This is a genomic window from Frankia sp. AgPm24, from assembly GCF_023243055.1.
In the GTDB taxonomy this organism is placed as follows: Bacteria; Actinomycetota; Actinomycetes; order Frankiales; family Frankiaceae; genus Frankia; species Frankia umida.
In genome coordinates, this window is the sequence record NZ_JALKFW010000164.1 from 1 (window position 1) to 20,531 (window position 20,531).

Consider the following 20,531-nt stretch of genomic DNA (forward strand, 5'->3'; position numbering starts at 1 on the left):
CCCGCTTCACCACCCGACTTCCCATACCTGGCAGAATACACGATTCCCCGGTCATTCTGGCAGCCGAGTTGACGCGCTAACCCCGCCCTGAAGGACGAGGCCTACGCGCTACGTTTTCCGGTCACCTACGAACTGGGCGGGCTCGCCGCGCTCGGCGGTGTGCAGACCCGCACCCTGCCCGGCCTCGCCGACACCGCCGACCTCGCCGAGGTCGCCCGTGCGATCCGCGTGCCGACGGCCAGCTACGGGATGGTGCGCACGGCGGTCCTCGCGGTGGAGAACACCCAGGCCCGTCGCGGTGGCCGGGTCGTGCCGCCGGCCCGGCTGGAGCAGCTCGGCGAACTCACCTCCCGGGCCGGGATCGCCCTGCACTGCGACGGTGCGCGGCTGTGGAACGCCGCGATCGCCAGCTCGGTCGAACCGCGCCGGCTCGCCGCACCGTTCACGACGCTGTCGGTGTGCCTGTCCAAGGGGCTCGGCGCGCCGGTCGGCTCGGTGGTGATCTGCCCGGCGGGTCTGGAGGGCGACGTCCGCGAGTGGCGGCGCCGCCTCGGTGGCGGGATGCGCCAGGCCGGGGTGCTGGCCGCGGCCGGCCTGTACGCCCTGCGCCATCACGTCACCCGCCTGGCCGAGGACCATCGGCGCGCGGCGGAGCTCGCCGCCCGGCTCGCCGACGTCGCCCCCGACCGGGTCGATCCCGACCAGGTCGAGACGAACATGGTGCTGGTCGAGGTCAGCGACGCCGCTCGCAGCATCGAGCAGGCCGCCGCGGCCGGCGTGCTGATCGGCGCGACCGGCCCGACCACCCTGCGCCTGGTCACCCACCTCGACCTCGACGACGCGGCCACCCGGCGCGCCGGCGCGGTCCTGGCCACCCTGCTGCGCGCCGAGTCCGCCCGCCCCTGAGTTCGAGGTGCCAGCCGGCCGCGGTCAGCTGGCCGCCGGGGCCTCGGCCTTGTTCGGGCCGATCAGCTTGAACACGGCACCGGTGAGGTCGGCGGCGATACCGAGGCGGCCGTAGGGGGTGTCCTCACCGGGCTGGAGCACCGTGCCGCCGAGTTCGGCGGCACGCGCCAACGTCGCGTCGGTGTCGGCCGCCCCGAAGTACACCGACCAGTGCGCCGGAACCCCCTCCGGCAGGAAGGCCGACGCGTCCATGATGCCGGCGCGGGCGGACTCGTCCTTGCCGTAGGTGGCGTAGCGGAACTCGGGTGTGTCGCTCACGATGTGGACGTCCCAGCCGAACACCTCACGGTAGAAGTCGACCGCGGTGGTGAAGTCGCGGGTGAACAGCTCGAACCAGCCGGGCGCGCCCGGCTCGGCGAGCACACCGACGCCCGCGTGGGTGCCGGGCTGCCACATGCCGATCGCCGCCCCGGTCGGGTCGGTCACCACGGCCATCACACCGAGTTCGTTGATGGCCATCGCCGGCACGATCACCCCACCGCCGTGCTCGGTCGCCGCGGCGACGGTCTTCTCCGCGTCGGGTGTGGCCAGGTAGATCGACCAGCCATCGGGCGCCGGGCCCATCTCCGCGACCTTCGGCATCAGCCCGCCGACCAGCGCACCGCCCAGCTCCAGGTTGGTGTATCCGCCGAACTGCTCCGCGGCCACCTGCCCGGACCAGCCGAACAGGTCACGGTAGAACCCCTGGGCGCCCTCGGCGTCCGACGTCAGAAGGTCGACCCAACAGGGGGCGCCGGCCGGGATGTTCTCGCTCGCGGGCATGGTGTCTCCTTCTCGAACGTGGTCTCACATGCGGTGGTCTCACATGCGGTGGTCTCGGCCGCCATCGCGGCTGTCACCACCTTGGACCCCACCACCGACAAAATTTCATCGCTCCCTCCCGACCCACTTTCCGAATCCCGCGGCTCACGTCAGGACCACGCGTCGCCCCGGCGCCCACGGCCGCGCCGCGTCCGAAAGACACCCCGTCCACCGCCGGACGCGAGAGGATGGCGGCCATGGTCACCGGCCAGCACCGCACCAGCCCCCACGAGACCGCCGACCAGCACGTGATCGGCCAGCGCGGCACCGACCAGGCGCGCCTCAGCCAGGACGGCCACGGCCCCGGCGACAGCCCCGGTGGCGATGACAGCCCCGGTGGCGACGCCGGTGTCGGTGCCTACCGGCGGGCGTGGGAGCGGGCGGCGAACGATCCGGCGGAGTTCTGGGCGGACGCGGCGCGAGCGGTCACCTGGACCAGGCCGCCGCGGCGCGTCCTCGACGCGGACCGTCCACCGTTCTACCGCTGGTTTCCCGACGCCGAGCTCAACACCTGCGCGAACGCGCTCGACCGCCACGTCGACGCCGGCCGCGGCGGCGACCTCGCACTGATCCACGACTCGCCGGTCACCGGCACGATCCGCCGCTACACCTTCACCGAACTGACCGACGAGGTGGCCCGGGCCGCCGGCGCGCTCGCGGCGCTCGGTGTCAGGCGGGGCGACCGGGTGATCATCTATCTGCCGATGATCCCAGCCGCGGTGATCAGCATGCTGGCCTGCGCCCGGCTCGGCGCGGTGCACTCGGTGGTCTTCGGCGGTTTCGCACCCGCCGAACTCGCCGCCCGCATCGACGATGCCCGCGCGAAGGTCGTGGTCAGCGCCTCCTGTGGGCTCGAGCCGAACCGGATCGTGGCGTACAAGCCGATGCTCGACGAGGCGATCGCGCTCGCCGCCCATCCACCCGAGCACACCCTGATCGTCGCGCGCCCGCAGCAGCCCGCGCCGCTCGTCCCCGGCCGCGACCATGACTGGGACACCGCCCTCGCCGCCGCCACCCCGCATCCACCGGTCCCGGTCGCCGCCACCGACCCGCTGTACATCCTGTACACCTCCGGCACGACCGGACGGCCCAAGGGCATCGTGCGGGACAACGGTGGCCACGCCGTCGCGATGGCCTGGTCGATGGGCAACGTCTACGGTATCCGCGCCGGGGACGTCATGTGGGCGGCCTCCGACGTCGGCTGGGCCGTCGGTCATTCCTACACCGTCTACGCGCCGCTGCTCGCCGGGGCGACCACGGTGCTGTACGAGGGCAAACCGGTCGGGACGCCGGACGCCGGCGCGTTCTGGCGGGTCGTCGCCGAACACGGAGTGAACGTGCTGTTCACCGCGCCGACCGCGATCCGGGCCATCCGCCGTGAGGACCCCGACGGCGCGCTGCCCGGTCGGTACGACCTGTCCGGACTGCGTGCCCTGTTCCTGGCCGGCGAACGCCTCGACCCGGCCACCTACGACTGGGCGTCCACCACCCTGGGCATCCCGGTGATCGACAACTACTGGCAGACGGAGACCGGCTGGCCCATCGCCTCGTCCCCGCTCGGCCTCGAGCCGCTGCCCGTCAAGGCCGGCTCACCCTCGCTGCCGATGCCCGGCTACGACGTGCGGGTCCTCGACGACACCGGACGACCCGTCCCCGCCGGTGTGGAGGGTGCCCTGTGCCTGCGCCTTCCCCTGCCGCCTGGCACCCTGCCCACCCTGTGGGGTGATGACGAGCGGTACGCCGCGTCCTACCTGCGTGCCTTCGACGGCTTCTACCTCACCGGCGACGGCGGCTACCTCGACGACGACGGCTACCTGTTCGTCCTCGGCCGCACCGACGACGTGATCAACGTGGCCGGCCACCGGCTGTCCACCGGCTCCATGGAGGCCGTGCTCGCCGAGCATCCCGCCATCGCCGAATGCGCCGTCGTCGGTGTCGCCGACCCACTGAAGGGCCAGGTCCCCCGCGGGCTCGTCGTGGTGAAGGCCGGTGTGGAGATCGACCCGGCCGTCCTCGCCGCCGATCTCGTCGCCCGGGTCCGCGAACGGATCGGCCCGGTCGCCGTCTTCCGACGCGTCGACGTGGTGACCGCGCTGCCCAAGACCCGCTCCGGCAAGATCCTGCGCCGCACCATGCGCGAGATCGCCGACGGCCGCTCCCCCGCCGTCCCGCCCACCATCGAGGACCCCGCCGTCCTGGACGCCCTGCGCCCTGTCCTGCGCGCGCACTGACCGCCGCGGCGCGCCACGCTGGCCGCGCCGGGCCGGGAAGCCGACGTCGGTGCTCGCCTGACGTCGGTGGTGACCCGACGTCAGTGGTGGAAGGAGGCGGCGTCCGCGGGTGTGGCGGGTGGGAGGCGATGCCCGCCCGCGCCGGTGCGGGCGGACTCGAACCGGTCGATGGTCCGGCGAAGATCGGTGATGAGCAGTTCGGCGAGGTCCCGGCTGAACTCGTGCCGCACGACGATCCGCAGCACCGCGAGGTCGGTCAGCTCCGGCGGGAAGTGGTAGGCCGGCACGAGCCAGCCGCGGGTGCGCAGCAGTTCGGAGATGTCGAAGACGGTGTAGTCGCTGATCTCGTCCCGCAGCCGAAAGGCGAACGCCGGGATGCCGCTGCCATCGGACACCAGCTCGAACGGACCCATCTCGGCGATCTGCCCGGCGAGCCAGCGGGCGGTGTCCCGACAGCCCTGGGCCACCCGCTGATACCCGGCGAAACCAAGCTGGATCAGTGTGTAGTACTGCGCGACGACCTGGGCACCGGGACGGGAGAAGTTCAACGCGAACGTCGGCATCGACCCGCCGAGGTAGTCGACCTCGAAGACGAGTTCGTCCGGCAGATGCGCCCGGTCCCGCCACAGCACCCAGCCGACGCCCGGGTAGACCAGCCCGTACTTGTGCCCTGAGGTGTTGATCGACACCACCCGGTCGAGCTGGAAGTCCCACCGCAGGTCGGGGTCGCAGAACGGGGCGATGAACCCACCGGAGGCGGCGTCCACGTGCACGGGGATGTCCGGGCCGCCCTCGGTCGCCGCCAGTCGGTCGAGGGCGGCGACGATCTCGGCGACCGGCTCGTAGCTGCCGTCGAACGTCGACCCGAGGATCGCGACCACGCCGATCGTGTTCTCGTCGCAGTGCCGCACCGCCTCGTCCGCGGTGAGATGGGTGCGCCCGGGCCCCACCGGCACCAGTCGTGGTTCCACATCCCAGTACCGGGCGAACTTCTCCCAGCACACCTGGACGTTCGCCCCCATCACGATGTTCGGCTGGTCCGTCGCGGCACCGGCCGTCTGGCGGGCCGCCCGCCAGCGGCGCAGCATCGCCAGGCCCGCGAGCATGCACGCCTCGGACGACCCGGTCGTCGAACAACCGACGGCGTGCGCGGCGTCCGGGGCATGCCACAGATCGGCGAGGATGTTCACGCAGCGCCCCTCGAGCTCGGCGGTCTGCGGGTACTCATCCTTGTCGATCATGTTCTTCGGGGCGCACTCGGCCATCAGCCGGTCGGCCAACGGATCCATCCAGGTGGTGACGAACGTGGCCATGTTCAGACGCGCGTTGCCGTCGAGCATCAGCTCGTCGTGCACCAGCTGGTAGGCGGTCTCCGGCGCCATCGACTCCGCCGGCAGCCGAAACCGCGGCACGCTCGTGTCGCCCCCCGGGCGCACCAGCCTCGGCCGGATCGCGACGGTCCGCTGCGACTGCCGCCCACTCGCCTTTGGATGTAGTGACATCGCTGGCCCCTCTTCCTGATCCCGTCGGGTGGTCCGTCAGGTGGTCGCGTCAGGCCATCGCGCCGGGATGACCCAGGAGCCGGTCCACCTCCCGACGCTGGTGCGGCAGCAGCGCGGGTTCGCGTGCCTCGACGGCCCGCCGCAGCAGGTCCTCGGCCCGGGTGTCGTCACCGATCACCCGGAACACCTCGGCCGCGTGCCACAGCACGGGACCGTTGTCGGCCGCGTCGTCGAGCACCGCCGTGGTCTCCGCCGACGCCGCCGCCGGCTGGCCGAGCCTGGCCATCGCCAGCGCTCTGGCCGCCCGGGTCTCGGCCGCCGGGACCGCCTGCTGCGCCTGCGGGTTCAGCCGGTCCAGCCGGTTGAGATCCTCCAGCGCCGCCACGTCATCACCGAGTTCGACCCGCAGCAGGCCGCGTCCGGCCAGCGCCGCCGCCGAACGGGGCGCGAGCGCCAGCGCCGTCGAGAACAGGGCGGTGGCGGCCCAGCGCTGGCCGGAGTACCATAGCGCCCGTCCAAGATCGATCTGGATGTTCGCGTCCGCGGGCAGCCGGGTCGCCGCCGCCTGCAACTCGGCGACCGCGGAACCGAGGCGTCCCGTGCGCAGCAGCAGCCGGGCGGCCTCGGCCAGCGCCCGACCGGAGGCCTCCACGTCCGGGAGCGACTCGTAGAGCTGCGCCGCGTCCTGATAGCCAGCTCGCGCCTGCTCGAGGTGACCCCGCTCACTGTCGATGTCGGCCAGCAGCAGCAGCGCCTGGGCCCGGACCCGCGGATCGGCGGCCTCCTGGCGCAGCACCTCACCGGTGTGGAGACGAACCGCGGCGTCATCGCCGTCCACCCGGCTGATCAGGGCCGCGTGCAGGTGGTCGGCCGCGCCGATCTCGGTCGCCGCGGCGCCGGCGATCGACCAGGTCGGCACCGCCGCCTGCAACACCGGGATCAGTCGGTCGTCGAACAGCTCGAACCGGCGGGCACCGGCCCGCCATTCGACGACCAGGACGTACCGCTCGGCGAGCGCGACGAGCAGAGCGGTGGGCATGCCGGCGGTCGTGGCGAGGCCCTCGTCCACCCCGGCGCGGCGCCCGCGCTCGGTGATGAAGGTCTGGGCGAGCCAGTGCCGCACCTCGCCCGCGTCAAGATCATACTGGCGGGCCTCCTGCGCGATGGCCTGGGTCAGATAGGCCGCCAGCAGGACGTCGGTGGCGCCCCACGCCGGGAGCTCCGCCACCACGGCCTCCGCGTGACCCGCGCGTTCCCGCTCGAACGCGGCCATGACCAGGTGCAGGAACAACGGCTGCACGGTGTCGCTGGTCAGCACCGACGGCGCTCCGGCGACGTCCGTCACCCGACTCGTGGTGAGATCGTCCAGGCAGGCATCGATGACCTCGGGAGACAGGTTGCCGCCTACCCGCCGGGCCGGCTCGGCCAGGGCCAGGGCCGCGGCGCCACGATCGGGGGGGTCGACCCGGACCCTGGTGATCTCACCGCCGGCGGCGAGGATCGACTCGTACGGCGCCAGCTCGGCCAGGCTGCCCTGCCGGATGATCAGGAGTAGCCGCAGGTTCGGCATCGCCGCGACCGCGGCGCCAAGAAGCGTCATGAACTGCTCGCGTAGCACCTCGAGCCGTGGCGGGTGCGGCGCGAGCAGCTCCTCGAACTGGTCCACCGCCGCCAGCACCGGTCGCTGCGAGCAGGTCGCGGGTCGGCCACGCCCGACCCCGGACAGCACGTCTCTCAACATCGGCGGTAGTGGGGCGGCGTCGCCCGGGCCGGACCAGGACCGCAGCAGCGCCGCGGCGAACGGGTTGACCTGGGGACTCCCTGCCGGTGCGACGGTGCCCATGCCCAGATCGCCGTCGGCCAGCGGCCGGACGCGCCCCAGCGCCAGCACGTCGGCATCCCGGTCGGAACAATTCGGTAGGACCCCGGCCCGTATCAGTGAACTTTTTCCGGCGCCTGTTGGTCCGTACACCACGACCAGGCGGCTATCCAGCCATTTCGCCAACAACGAATGCGCAGCGGCCGCCCGCCCGAAGAACAGCGCCTCGGCGGCGGGAACGAAAGGACGCGCCACGGAAAACGGGCCGTCTTCGGCTCGAGATGTCATCGCTCGACCCGGGATCCCGTCGACCCGGTGGGCCGCGTCGCACCCATCCGGCCGGTAGTGTGACCAGCCACGCGTTCGACCGATACCGACCGACGTCGCACTCGGCCCGCGGCCCGGCGGTGAGCCGGCACTCCGCCCACCCGCGACGAAATGACGACCTCGCCGCTCGCCCTGACCGATTCGACACCCAATGTGGTAGAGCTCCTCGTCGCCCATCCCTGACGTCGGCAAATCCTATCGGAGAACGGTCAGCACCACCTGCCGGACAGCCACCCCGGCCGGCAGGCCGTAATACGCAGCCAGACCAGCCGAACCGCCCGGCTCTCCTGACTGAACCGGCCGAAACCGGGCACCGTGAGCAGCGCGATCTCACGGTGGGTCAACGATGGTCCGTACCGTCAACCCCACGGCGACAGGGCTTCCTCGGTCAGCGACCTGGACACCGGGGCCGTGCGCGGGCGGCATCTCCACGTCCGTGACCGCCGGGAAAACAAGACTCGGACAGCATCTGGCTGCGGACGCGACCCCATCGGACTCGGATTCAGGGGTTGACCTGCGAGTTTTGCCAATTTTGACCGCCGAATGCGGCAAGATCAAAATTCGCGATGGGCGAGAACGCTGATAGACATGTACTGGGCCGCGGACGCCGATGCGGCCCGGGCGTATCGGAGGGCATACACGCCCGTACGCCCGAATGGCTTCCTACCTCGCCGACCACTAGGTAGGATCAGTCGGTAGACTGAAGAATTTTTGCTTGGCAGGTCACTCGGCCAGAAGTCCGTTGGTCCCGGAAGTGGACCGACCCGGCCGGAGCGGAACGTCGGGTACAGCCAGAACAGAGCAAGAGGCGCGGCAGGATCCGGGGTAGGCACCAGCAGACCGCCAGACCGCGCCTCGCGTAGAGCTACGCGGGGGGCCAAGAGTGGATGCGGTGGTGGGTTCGGTTCCGGTGCAGGACACGGGTCGGCGGGTACCGATCGTGTGGGGCAACGTGCCACAACGGAACAAGAACTTCACCGGCCGGACGAAGCAGCTGGCCGATCTACGGCGACGGATCACCTCCGACGACCTCGACATCACCGCCGTGCTGCCACACGCGCTGCAGGGGATGGGCGGCGTCGGCAAGACCCAGCTGGCGGTCGAGTACGCCCATCAGTTCCAGACCGACTACGACCTGGTCTGGTGGGTCGGCGCCGAGCAGCCGGTGATGATCCGGTCCGCCCTGGCAACGCTCGCACCCCAGCTGCGCCTGACCGAGAGCGGCCCGCTGCGCACGGAGGACGCGGTCGCCCTGGTGCTGGACGCGCTGCGGCGCGGCGAACCCTACCGGCGCTGGCTGCTGGTCTTCGACAACGCCGAGAGCCCCGAACTGATTCGCCCCCTCATCCCGCACGGCCCAGGGCACGTCATCGTGACCTCACGCGACCGGGGCTGGCTGGGCCAGGTGGACGCGATCGAGGTCGATGTCTTCGACCGGGCAGAGAGCACGCAGTTCCTGCAGCGCCGCGTCCCGGGGATCACCCCGAACGACGCCTACGAGCTCGCCGACGCGCTCGGCGACCTGCCACTCGCCTTGGAACAGGCGGGCGCCCTGCAGTTCGAGACCGGAATGGCCGCTCAGGAGTACCTGCAGCTGTTCCGCGAGGCATCCGGCCGGCTCCTCGCGGAGAGCCAGCCCACCGACTATCCGACGTCGGTGGCCGCGGTGTGGAGCCTGTCGATGAGCCGGCTGCAGGAGCAGTCGCAGTTCGCGCTGCGGCTGCTGCGCCGCTGTGCGTTCTTCGGCCCGGAACCGATCTCACTGGAGATGCTCGACCGCGGCCGGTACATCCTGGATTCCGACTTCGGCACCGAGATGCAGGACCGGCTCGCGGTCAGTCGCGCCATCCGGGAGATCGGCCGCTACGCCCTGGCCCGGATCGACAGCAGCGCGCGCACACTGCAGGTGCACCGGCTCGTCCAGATCGCCATCCGCAACGAACTGTCGGAGGAGGATCAGCGCAAGATCAGCAACGAGGTGCACCAGTTGCTGATCGCGGCCGACCCCGGCGAACCGGATGTCCCGGTCAACTGGTTGCAGTTCGGTCAGCTGCTGCCCCACATCGTGCCGTCCGAGGTCTACCGGTCGACCCTGCCCCCGGCGCGTCGGCTGATCGAGACCATCGTGCGCTATCTGAACTACGCCGGCGACCCGACCATCGGCCTGGTCGAGGCGGATCGAGCCCTGGCAGTCTGGATCGCGGACTCGGGGCCGGACGATCCGGACGTTCTTGTCCTTCAGGGCATCAAGTCGGACATCCTCTGGGCGCTCGGTCGTTATCGCGATGCCTACGAACTGCGCCGGCCCACTCTCGAAGCGATCACCCGGGTACTTGGCCCCAACCACGAGGAGACCCTGTACATCCTGAACGGCCACGGCGCCGACCTGCGCGCCCGCGGCGATTTCGACCAGGCCTGGCAGCTCGACGAGGACAGCCTGACCCGGCATCGGACGGTCTTCGGCGAGGAAGGTCGACCCACGCTACGCGCCGCCAACAACCTCGCCGTCGACTATGGCCTGATCGGTTCATACGAGCGTGCCCTCGAGACCGACCAGCGCAACCTCGCCGATCAACGCGCGGTGGCCGGCGGAGATGACCTGTGGGTCATCCATTCGATGAGCGCGGTCGCCCGTGATCTGCGCCAAGCAGGCCGCTATCTGGAGGCCAGGCAGCTCGCCGAGCAGGCCAACCTGCTCTACCGCGACCTCGTGCAGCGCCGCGAGCTCCGGGTCGATCACCCCCTAGTCCTGCTCGCGGCGAAGGATCTCTCCGTGGCCCGGCGCAAGGCCGGCGACTTCGCGGGCGCGCTGGAGCTCGCCCGCGAGGTGTATGACCGCTACACCAGCGCACCACCGTTCGGTTCCGAGCACCCCGACAGCCTGGCGGCCGCGATCAGTCTGGGCAACGCCCAGCGGGTGGCCTCCGACCCGAACGAGGCGACCGAGCGGATCGAGAAGACCATCCGCCGGTTCCGCGATGTCCTCGGCCCGGAGCATCCCTACACCTACGGCAGCGCGCTGAACCTCGCGCTGGTGTACCGCCAGCTCGAACGCGTGAAGGAGGCCGAGACCCTACTGATCGAGGCACGCGCTGGCCTGCAGAGCCGGCTTGGCGCGCGCCACCACTACACCCTGACCTGCGTGGCGAACCTGGCCACGGTGCGGGCCGTGCTCGGGCATCCCGACGAGGCCCTGTCCCTGGGCGAGCCGACCCTGGCCGCGTTCCGGCAGCTGCTCGGCCCCGAGCATCCGCACACCCTGGTCTGCGCGGCGAATGTGGCACTGGATCTGGTCGCCGTCGACCGGGCGGACGAGGGTGCGGCGCTGACCGAGGACACGATGCGCCGTTACCGACAGGTCCTGGGCGAGGACCATCCGGACGTGCGGGTGGGCCTGAGCGGTGGACGCCTCGACTTCGACTTCGAGCCGCCGGCGCTGTAGCCCGGACGCCAGCGCTACAACCCGGTACCAGGCGGCGGCGACAGTTCAGGTAGCCAGGACGCCAGGGCAACCGGGTCCGGTCGCTGCCCGCCCAGCTCCAGCACCTCGCGATGCAGCGCGAGGACGAGCTCCGGCCCGGTGGCCAACGCCCGGGCCGGCGTGGTCGCGTCCTCCCAGGCCCAGAGGGCAATGCCGACCCAGGCATCGAGGCGGGCCGGGGCGTCGCTGATGCGCTCCCGGTAGCCGGCCAGAGCTGACGGAAGATCGCCCAGGGCATGCGCCTGATCCGAGGCCGGCAGGTCGACGCCGAACACACCGAGCACACCTTCCCGGGCGGCCTGGAAGGCCTTCGGTCGCCGCAGCCGCAGGTGTGCCAGCTCCAGCTGGGCGCTACGAGGCAACGCCCGCGGCGCCGGACGCACCTGGGTGGGCACTCGCGGCCCACGCGGGGCCGGGCGGCCCGCGAGCCACGCCCGCGCGAGGGCGGCAACCCGATCGGCCGCGGGTTCCAGATTGCGCAACCGCCAGGTCAGCCTGGTCTCCGCGCTGATCCGCGCGGCCAGCGCCCGTGGTTCGGCCGGCACTTCGGCCAAGCGGTGCGGCCACGCGGCGGCTTGCATACCGTCGAGAAAACGCAGCCCGAGCGGGGTCATGACGCCCGACATACGCATGGTCACCAGCACCCGCCACACCTCCTCCCGCCACCGGGCGAACTCGAAGTGCGCGTAGTCGTTCTCCGGATTCTCCCGACGCTCGTCGCCCCAGAAGCCGATGAGTCCGAGGTAGGCGTACGCCCCTTGCAGCAGGCCGCCCAAGGGACGTGGGTCGGCGCGCCAGGGCGCGTAGAACAGCCGCCCGTCGGCCGGCTCGCACAGCGTAACCAGGTCTAGCAGAGCCGACAGCGTGTTGTGCTGGAACTCGTGGAGCAACGCGGCCGCGCAGGACAGACCATCTCTGGGCAAGGTCATCGCGACAGCACCGAACGCCTCCCCCGCGGAGGCGGAGAGCTCGCTGGCATCGTCGGTCTCTCGCAGTGGGAAGACCGTAGTGATCGCGGCGGACAGCGCCCGGGCCGCCTCGGGATCTCGTCGTCCGAGGATCTGCCAACCCTCGTTCAGACGGTGCTGCCACTGATCGAGGAGATCGGGTTCGACGTCGCCGGAGATCGGCAGGCCGAGATGACCCCGGCCTGGATCGAGAAAGTCGAATCGCAGGTCGATTCGTTCCCCGGCAACCTCGCTGCGCAGAGCCGGAATCGGAAGCCAGCCCACCGGCCCATGATCAACCCCGTCCTGCCCCGCGGAACTCGCCACCGAATCAATCATGATCACATCGGCATGGCCGCCCTGGGCAACGGATGGGACGAGAGAAAGCACACCGCCCGCGATCCGGGCTCGCGCCCAGGTGGGAAGGTCGCCGCGGTGGCGACCAAGCGTGGGTAGCACCAGTTCGCCCCGTGGGGCGTACAGGGTCAGTTCGACGTCGAGGCCTGTCCGCAGGGCCGCCACGGCGGCCAGGGCGCCGAGTCCGGCGAGATCACCATCGATCGATCGGGGCGATGTCACGGTGCCGCGCAGGCGCCGCAGGCAGTGCATCGCCCACAGCCCGAAGCTCGGCGACAGCAGCAGCTCGGTAATCACTTCCGGCCTGATCCTCTGCGCGGTCGCGAGAACACCGTAGCTGTGGACGAGTTCACCGCGCAGAGCGGCCTCAGGTGCCAGCCGGGCTGCGTCTTCCATGACAGCTCGGAGGAGAAGCAGGCGCCGGCTGAGCTGCGTGGTACGTAGGCGGTGGACGAGGTCACTTCTCGCACGACCGGATGCCAGCTCGTCGAAGTCGGACCGGTCGAGCTGATGGAACCGGATGTTCACCCGGTCCGGCGCCGGACATCGTCGAGCTCGGTCCGGATTCGGCGGCCGATGTGCGTGATGAGCGCGAACAGATCAGGACAGTACACCGAGCGGTCCCGGAACCCCGTGCCGGGACGGTAGCGGTGCGGGTAGTAGCCGCCACCGCAGACCCGGCGAACGGAGCAGTCCGCACAGTGCGCGCTGAGCGCAGCGGCACCGATCTGGCGCGCCACGATGCCTGGATGGCGCAGTGCCGCATCGAAGTCGTCCCGACCAACGTGTAGACCCGTGCGGGCAGCACCGTGATAAGCGGACTTCAGAGCGTCGACCTGCTCGATGGCACCGTCAGTCTCGACCACGACCACGGCGGACGGAGTGAGGCCCACGCTTTCCACCTGGCTTTGCCCACCGAGCAGCATGACGATGATCTCTGCGAACAGGCGAATTTCAGTCTCGTGCTCCGGCGCGCTGTACCAGCGCTCGAACAGGGTGATGAGCCAGTCCGCGTACGGTGTGTGCTGTTCGTCCGGCCCCCGGCCAGGGGGACGGTCTCGCCAGTTTCCATGCGGCAGCAGAAAATCCACCGCGGGTGGTCGCCAGGCGAGCAGGCTCTCGTACACCTCCACCGGATCGCTGCCGATGTCGACAACGCACAACAGGCCCGCGAAGATGTCACGAAATCGCCCGCTCGCCAGTCGGGCCAGCCCCGCGTCCGTCGCCTCGAAGCTACTTCGGCCGTTTCGCCGCAGGCGCCGACTGTTGTGACTCGCCGCCCCACCGTCGATGCTCACCCCGATCTGAACGCCGTGGAGCAGACACAGCTCGAGCATGGCGTCATCGAGCAGCACCGCGTTGGTCTGCAGACCGAAGGCCACCTCGGTTGTGGATGGTGCCGCGGCACGGAACGCGGTGACGAGATACCCGAGCAGTTCGGCTCCGGCCAACAGCGGCTCACCGCCGTGAAGGGTTATCTGCACGGCTGTGAGCCCGTGCCGGCGCGCATGCTCCGCAACCCGGGCCGCCGTCGCGTCCACCGTCCCACGGCTCATCACCGCGGGCTGCTCACGCCAACTTTGATCCGCGAGCTGGTAGACGTAGCAGTAAGTACACGAGAGATTACACCTGCTGTGCACCTTGAGAACGAACTGCCGAAAGGGCTGCCCACGCCAGTACGAATGACCGGTGAGCTCCTCGATCGGAACGCCAACCGGCCATTCGGACGGCGCGGACCGCGCCACATCGAAGAGCTCAGGAGCCATTGCCCAGCTCGACTGACATCTCCGATGTACTTGGACGCAGGAGGCTCGAGTTGAAGCCGGAGTATCGAGGAATTGCCCCGGCAGCCTCTCGACGCAGGCGTAGAATCGCGCGGCTGAGCTCCGGACCACCCGCCTCCATGATCAAATCGAGAGACATGCCCGTCATATCGGGCTGGTGAGACTCGATAGCTGCCGGTCCGCTGGCCACTACATTACCTCCTCGCCCCACTCTGATCTTCCAATCTAGCCGGCTGCCGCCGCTCGCGCGCGCAATGCTGTCGAGCTACTGCTCCGGTCGGCATCGATGACCGCCCCCCATCCGGGGCCACGACGTAGACTCCGTTTCGCGGTATCGATGACGGCCGCACCAGAAGAAGCAGGCTGCGCAGGGTGCGGGGGCACTGGGTGAAAAACAGACGATCATCGAAGCCGCTGCTGACCGGCTCCCGGCTTCCGGCCGACAGGCGGATCTGGTCGTCGTTATGCCGTAGAATACCGGCCGCCCCGGCGCGGGGAGGTGCCGATCGCCGCCGGCAGCCAGGCCGGCTCCCAAGCATCGCCCCGAGCCCGTGCGGGCGCGGCTGACCAGATGTCCGGGTCGCCCCTGTGCTTTTTCCTCAGTTACGCGCGCCTCGACGGCCAGGATGACAACTACCTGCACAGGTTTGTCGAAGATCTGCGGCGAGAGGTCCGCACCAGGTGCGGCCACCCATCTGTCCAGGGCGTCGGCTTCCTCGATACCACCAACATTGCCCCCGGTGAGGCGTGGTCGACCGAGCTCTCGGAAGCACTTCACCGATGCCACACTTTCGTCGCGATCTGCTCACCGACCTTCTTCGCCAGCGAGTACTGTGGGAAGGAGTGGCAGGCGTTCAGCGATCGCTGCCAACGCGGGCGCCTTCCCGGCACCGGCCAGTCACCCTCCCTACTCCCGGTGATCTGGACGCCCCTGCCGGATCTGCCATCCGCCCTGGCAAGGCTGCAGTACGATCATGTCAGCTTCGGTAAGCTCTACGCCCAGCGCGGCCTGCGTTACCTGCTGCAGCTCAAGCGAAACCAAGACGAGTACCAGGAGTTCCTGGTGGCCCTGGCGGAACGGATCGTGCACCTTGTGCGCATGTCCCCACTTCCACAGCAGCCCGATCCGCCCGCCTTCCACGAGATCCGAAGTGCGTTCGAACCCGACGATCTCAAGCGTGGTCAGGTGACCCCTGACCACGCCGAGCAGCAACCCGGTTCGTTACCACCGGACAGCGAGGACGGGAATCCTCTCGGAGCATCGGCGGGCCCCGACTCCAGGAACATGTTCCAACCTCATCCGGGCAGCCCGCAGGGATCTGCTGTGGATGCTGCCGGCCTGCCGGCCCGTCGGCCCGGCAATGACGATCTGGCGTCGCGAGAGCCGGACGCGAACGCCGGCAGACCGCCAGGCGAAGTGCCTCGAGAAGGTGGAGCACGACGCAGGGGCGAGGGACCCCTGCGAGTCACATTTGTCATGGCGGTGGCCTCGGCCACCGAACTTTCGCGGCTTCGGAATCATCTGGTCTACTACGGCGGTCAGTTCGATGAATGGACGCCATACCACCCTCGCTCACACCAGCGTGTGTGCATCGCCGCGCAGGCCGTCGCCGCCCGCCAGAACATGTCGTCCAGCATCGTCCCACTTCAGCAGGATATGATCACCAGTCTGCTGGAGGCCTCGCGCAGCCGCAACGAGATGGTGGTCTTCATAGTCGACGCCTGGACCACGCAGCTCGAACAGTTCCGCACAGCACTTCGGGAGTACGACAACCGGAACGAACCGACCACCGGCATCCTGGTTCCCTGGAACCAGGATGATGCCGAGACCGCAGAGAACGCGGAGCTCCTCCAGGAGTCCCTGCGACATGCGCTCAGGAACAATCTGGTCCGGCAGGACAACCTTCGCATGGAGATTCACACTCACGAGGAGTTCGACGAATCGTTGCTTCACATGCTGGTGGCGACCCAGGCGCGAATCTTCCGGTCGTCCTCCGCCACCCGCCAGCCTGGTTCTCGGCATCGCTCCGCGCCCATCTTCAACGGCTTGTAGGGGCGGAGCATGCCGGGCAGACCAGCGGGCCGCATCGTCACCTTCTACTCCTACAAAGGTGGCACTGGCCGATCGATGGCGCTCGCCAATATCGCCTGGTTGCTGTCCAGCAGAGGCCGTCGCGTACTCGTCGTCGACTGGGATCTTGAGGCACCCGGACTACAGCGTTACTTCCATCCTTTCCTCCAGGACCCACAGCTGCGATCGACCCGTGGCGTGATGGACCTGATCTGGAGCTTCACCGCGGCGGCGCTGTCACCGCCTAGAACCGATGAGGAGGACTGGCTGGCGCAGGTCAGCTCGATCACTCCCTACGCAGAGTCCCTGAACTGGGATTTTCCCGACGGAGGCACGATCGACTTCGTGTGCTCCGGGCAGCACGACGCCGCCTACTCCCGACGGCTCAGCGCATTCGACTGGACCACCTTCTACGAGGAGCACGGCGGCGCAGATTTCATCGATGCTCTCGCTGAGAGCATGCGAAGCTCCTACGACTGGATTTTGATCGACAGTAGGACCGGCTTCAGCGACACAGCCGGAATCTGCACGATGCAGCTACCCGACATCGTGGTCAACTGTTTTACTCTGAGCAGCCAGAGCATAGAGGGTGCGGTCGCGGTGGCCCGATCGATCGCGGCACTGGAAAACGACCGGAGAATCCGTATCCTCCCGGTTCCGATGCGAGTGGAGGACAGCGAGCGGGCGAAGCTCGAACGGGGCCGCGACGTGGCCCGCGCTACTTTTGCACCTTACCTTCGCGGCATGGATCTCGACGAACGTGAACGGTACTGGGGAGACGTCGAGATTCCCTACAAACCGTATTACTCCTACGAGGAGATACTCGCTGTCTTCGGGGACCGTCCGCATCAGAAGGACACGCTTCTGGCGGCCTACGAGCGTCTGGCCTCGCATCTCACTGACGGCGAGGTCTGCGAACTACCCCAACAGGACGAACATCAGCGCCGACGCCACCTTGCCCGATTCGAACGCCAGCAGCTCGCCGTTCCGACGCAGATGCGGGTGCGCTACGCCGCGCGCGACCGCAGCTGGGCGGATTGGATCGGCGAGGAACTCGCGGCGACAGGTTTCGCCATCACTCTTGAGATTCCCGTAGATCAGGAGAACGGCCGGCAGGCAGCTGCGGACAACGCCGGATCCCGGACCATTGTCATACTTTCACCCGCGTATGTGAGTTTCGCCGCTGGAGCTGCTCGCCCTACAGCGGCCAGTCGTATCCCTGATACCGATGTCGCCCGCCAGCCACTCGCGGTCCGGGTGCAGGAGGTCGAACTACCCGCCGAGTTCGAGGGCCTCGATCCAGCCGAACTCGCCGGCCTCGACGAGGCATCGGCGCGGCGGGCACTGCTCACAATGGTTGGCCGACCCACCGAGCGTGTCCCGGCCGCCTCGACGGTCAGACCCGCGTCGACCGTCCGTTTCCCCGGTGCGCCGCCACAGATCTGGACTGATGTTCCCGCCCGCAACCCTGCCTTCATGGGCCGTGAGAGCCAACTGGCCGAGCTGCGGGAGCGTTTCGTTGGAGCGGGGGCGGCACCGACACGCACCCTGGTTCTTCAGGGCCTCGGCGGTGTGGGCAAGACCCAGATCGCCGTCGAGTACGCCTACCGATTCGATGTCTCCTACGACCTGGTCTACTGGGTCGGCTGCGACCAGCCAGCTCTGATACGCGGCAGTCTGGCCGCCTTGGCCGATCAGCTGCACCTGCCGGAAAGACCCGGGCGCGACGCCGTCGCGGACGTACTCAATGCACTTCGGCGGGGCGTACCGTACAGACGTTGGCTCCTGATCTTCGATAACGCTGATAATCCGGACGATATCGTCGACCTGTTGCCACACGGCCCAGGCCATGTGCTCATCACGTCCCGGAACCAGCGCTGGCAGGGTCGGCAGACGCGGTTGGAGATCGGGGTTTTCAGCCGCGCCGAGAGCATCGCAATGCTGTGCCGCCGAGCGTCATCGCTCACCGAGCAGATCGCGGATCAGCTCGCTGATGCCCTGGGCGATCTGCCCCTCGCGTTGGAACACGCCGGCGCCTGGCATGCCGGGAGCGGAATATCCGCGCACGCCTATCTCCAGCACCTCAAACGCAGCCCACGTCCGCTGTTGTTGGAAGGGGAGATCCCCACCTACCCCAGACCGGTCGCGCTCACCTGGCTGCTCTCGGTCGAGCGGCTACGCGAACAACAGCCGGTAGCCGCACGACTGGCGCAGCTGTGCGCTTTTCTCGGCCCGGAGCCGATCAGCCTCCAGATCTTCGCCGGCAGTGACAATCCTCCTGATCTTTCGGATCCAGAGGATCAGGCGCTGCGGGACGTGGCCACGTTGGAGATCGCTGTTCGCCATGTGACCGAACACGCCCTGGTCCGGCTAGTGCAGAAGGATGGCGAACCTTGCCTGGAGATGCACCGCCTGGTGCAGGCCGTGCTACGTGATGATCTCACTCCGCAGCGACGGTCCGACGTTCGCGGCCGTGTCCATGCTCTCTTGGCCGCCGCGGACCCGGCGGACCCCGACGAGCCAAAGGCCTGGCCCGGCTACACACGCCTGCACCCCCACATCCTGGCCTCACGTGCGGTTCGCTCACCCTCTCCCATGGTGATCGGACTGATCCGCAACCTGGTACGCAGCCTGTATACCCAACGGCGCTTCAGCAGCAGTCGGGACCTCGCGAGCGAGGCTCTCACAGTCTGGCGCGACCGCTTCGGTGAGGACGACTGGCGGACACTTCAGATCGCCCTGGATCTTGCAGACAACCTACGCGCCCTCGGTGAACCGGAACAGGCCTACCAGCTGGACGAAGCTGCTCGTAGCGGGCTGGTGCGTGGTCTGGGCCGAGATCACGAACTGTCGTTGCGGGCAGCGCGGGCCCTCGGCGGTGATCTCCGTGGGAAACGCGAGTACCAGCAGGCACGCTCGCTCGACGAGCAGACCTACGAGCGTTTTAGAGTCAAAAATCTTCTTGACCATGACGATGGCATAAAGGCTGCGAACAACCTGGCCGTTTCGCTTCGCTTCGTCGGCGAGTTCCCACGGGCCCTCGAACTGAGCCGGGACATTCATGATCGCACCTGGCAGCAGCCGCAGTACAAGGGCGTCGATATTTTGCAGTATGCCGACAGCTATGCCAGGGATCTACGCGAGTGCGGTCGGTACAGAGATTCCATGAACGTACTCCAGGAAGCCTGGGAGGAATGCAGGTCAAGGATCGGGGAAAACTATTCGGACACGCTCAGAACCATGCGTAACTATGCCGTATCGCTACGATGGTGCGGACACGAAAGGGCGGCTCGCCAGATTTCCGAGGAGACCCTGGAAGAATTTCGCGTACTTCACGGATATGATCACCGGGAGACGCTCGCCACCGCGGTGAGCCTTGTCTACGACCTCTGTCTGGCGGAGGAAAGCGCCGTCGCCCGCAGCCTGGCCGAGGAAACATATCAGCAGGCGCGGAGCCAGCTGGGCTCCGACAGCCTTGACACCCTTGGAGCAGCCAACGCCCTGGTGGTCGCCCGACGCCGGAATGACGACGCGACGGCAGCCGCGGCCCTGGCCGAACAGCTGGTTGACGATCTTCGAGTATCGCTTCCCCAGGGCCACCCGTTCATCTACTACGGCATCACGAACCTCGCCAACTGCTACGTCGATCTCGGTAGGACCAGCGAAAGAAACGAGCTCGACAGCCTCGTGGAAAAATCGCTACAGATCCACCTTGGATTCGAGCACCCGCGTACGCTGGTAGCTATGGCACACCGCGCCGCCGCACTTGGAGGAGACACCGGGAGCAACAACAACATCAGCAGCAGCAGCAGCGGTCTTCTCGAGGAGCTTACGAGCATGCTCGGCGCCGACCATCCGACGATCGCAAAAATCCTCGATGGAGAGCGAGTTGATTTTGAGATAGATTCTCCGCCGGCATAGTCCGGCTAGGATTCGAAGCTGTCGCCATCCCTGTCCGCGGAGCGCTCGATGACCGAGTTGAATCCGGCCAGGGCGCCAAACGGGCTCTCCGCCGCCCGGTGCAGCACGGCCAGCGCGCGACGTATCCGCGGATTAGAGTGATCCTGGAGCTGAGCAAGGTCCATCTGGGAAAGATCTGGCACATCCGACTCGAATGCCTGATACCCGGCGACCATAACTCGCTTCCCCTCCAACTCCGGCCGGACGGCCGATGTGTGCTGCAGCCTACGGCCCATCCCCCGAGGCACGTAATGGTCGGGTGCGGACTGGGCAGATTATCACTCT

The 20,531-nt window shown here is 68.5% G+C and carries 10 protein-coding genes; 5 read left to right on the forward strand and 5 right to left on the reverse strand.

What is annotated here, in order from left to right; genetic code table 11:
- Nucleotides 1–132 precede the first annotated feature (132 nt).
- On the forward strand, nucleotides 133–906 hold the full coding sequence (locus MXD61_RS09415; RefSeq protein ID WP_308222712.1) for a GntG family PLP-dependent aldolase: 774 nt from the start codon (nucleotides 133–135) through the stop codon (nucleotides 904–906).
- A 24-nt stretch (nucleotides 907–930) separates the two neighbouring features.
- Here the strand turns inward: MXD61_RS09415 and MXD61_RS09420 are convergent, their stop codons facing one another.
- Nucleotides 931–1,728: a VOC family protein gene (locus MXD61_RS09420; RefSeq protein ID WP_248812458.1), complete on the reverse strand. Its 798-nt coding sequence runs from the start codon at nucleotides 1,726–1,728 to the stop codon at nucleotides 931–933.
- 236 nt (nucleotides 1,729–1,964) lie between these two features.
- On the opposite strand from MXD61_RS09420, the gene MXD61_RS09425 reads away from it, so the two are divergent.
- Nucleotides 1,965–3,998: an AMP-binding protein gene (locus MXD61_RS09425; RefSeq protein WP_248812459.1), complete on the forward strand. Its 2,034-nt coding sequence runs from the start codon at nucleotides 1,965–1,967 to the stop codon at nucleotides 3,996–3,998.
- An 80-nt stretch (nucleotides 3,999–4,078) separates the two neighbouring features.
- Here the strand turns inward: MXD61_RS09425 and MXD61_RS09430 are convergent, their stop codons facing one another.
- Complete coding sequence (locus MXD61_RS09430; protein WP_248812460.1) at nucleotides 4,079–5,500, reverse strand: glutamate decarboxylase; 1,422 nt, start codon at nucleotides 5,498–5,500, stop codon at nucleotides 4,079–4,081.
- A 49-nt stretch (nucleotides 5,501–5,549) separates the two neighbouring features.
- Nucleotides 5,550–7,607 carry a hypothetical protein gene (locus tag MXD61_RS09435; RefSeq protein WP_374628689.1) on the reverse strand — a complete coding sequence of 686 codons (2,058 nt, stop codon included), beginning with the start codon at nucleotides 7,605–7,607 and terminating at the stop codon, nucleotides 5,550–5,552.
- Nucleotides 7,608–8,538: 931 nt separating this feature from the next.
- On the opposite strand from MXD61_RS09435, the gene fxsT (MXD61_RS09440) reads away from it, so the two are divergent.
- The gene (fxsT, locus tag MXD61_RS09440) at nucleotides 8,539–11,088 is read left to right on the forward strand and encodes an FxSxx-COOH system tetratricopeptide repeat protein (protein WP_248812462.1); all 2,550 of its coding nucleotides are present in this window, start codon (nucleotides 8,539–8,541) and stop codon (nucleotides 11,086–11,088) included.
- A gap of 14 nt (nucleotides 11,089–11,102) precedes the next feature.
- On the opposite strand, the gene MXD61_RS09445 is transcribed toward fxsT (MXD61_RS09440), so the two are convergent.
- Both MXD61_RS09445 and MXD61_RS09450 read right to left on the reverse strand, forming a co-directional pair.
- Nucleotides 11,103–12,827, reverse strand: a complete 1,725-nt coding sequence (locus tag MXD61_RS09445; RefSeq protein WP_248812463.1) for an HEXXH motif domain-containing protein — start codon at nucleotides 12,825–12,827, stop codon at nucleotides 11,103–11,105.
- Nucleotides 12,828–12,955: 128 nt separating this feature from the next.
- Nucleotides 12,956–14,197 (reverse strand): FxsB family cyclophane-forming radical SAM/SPASM peptide maturase, encoded by a 1,242-nt coding sequence (locus tag MXD61_RS09450; protein WP_248812464.1) that lies wholly within the window; start codon nucleotides 14,195–14,197, stop codon nucleotides 12,956–12,958.
- Between the two features lie 517 nt (nucleotides 14,198–14,714).
- On the opposite strand from MXD61_RS09450, the gene MXD61_RS09455 reads away from it, so the two are divergent.
- Together MXD61_RS09455 and fxsT (MXD61_RS09460) are read left to right on the forward strand one after the other, a co-directional pair.
- Entirely contained in the window at nucleotides 14,715–16,268 is a 1,554-nt protein-coding gene (locus MXD61_RS09455) for a TIR-like protein FxsC (RefSeq protein WP_248812465.1), read from the forward strand.
- Between the two features lie 9 nt (nucleotides 16,269–16,277).
- Nucleotides 16,278–20,207: an FxSxx-COOH system tetratricopeptide repeat protein gene (gene fxsT / locus MXD61_RS09460; protein WP_248812466.1), complete on the forward strand. Its 3,930-nt coding sequence runs from the start codon at nucleotides 16,278–16,280 to the stop codon at nucleotides 20,205–20,207.
- The last annotated feature ends 324 nt before the right edge of the window (nucleotides 20,208–20,531 follow it).

What these genes read in the sequence shown, in the direction of transcription:
- MXD61_RS09420 (WP_248812458.1), bottom strand. Translation starts at nt 1,728, where the DNA reads ATGCCCGCGAGCGAGAACATCCCGGCCGGCGCCCCCTGTTGGGTCGAC.
- MXD61_RS09425 (WP_248812459.1), top strand. Translation starts at nt 1,965, where the DNA reads ATGGTCACCGGCCAGCACCGCACCAGCCCCCACGAGACCGCCGACCAG.
- fxsT (WP_248812466.1), top strand. Translation starts at nt 16,278, where the DNA reads ATGCCGGGCAGACCAGCGGGCCGCATCGTCACCTTCTACTCCTACAAA.
- MXD61_RS09435 (WP_374628689.1), bottom strand. Translation starts at nt 7,607, where the DNA reads ATGACATCTCGAGCCGAAGACGGCCCGTTTTCCGTGGCGCGTCCTTTC.
- MXD61_RS09450 (WP_248812464.1), bottom strand. Translation starts at nt 14,197, where the DNA reads ATGGCTCCTGAGCTCTTCGATGTGGCGCGGTCCGCGCCGTCCGAATGG.
- MXD61_RS09430 (WP_248812460.1), bottom strand. Translation starts at nt 5,500, where the DNA reads ATGTCACTACATCCAAAGGCGAGTGGGCGGCAGTCGCAGCGGACCGTC.
- MXD61_RS09445 (WP_248812463.1), bottom strand. Translation starts at nt 12,827, where the DNA reads ATGGAAGACGCAGCCCGGCTGGCACCTGAGGCCGCTCTGCGCGGTGAA.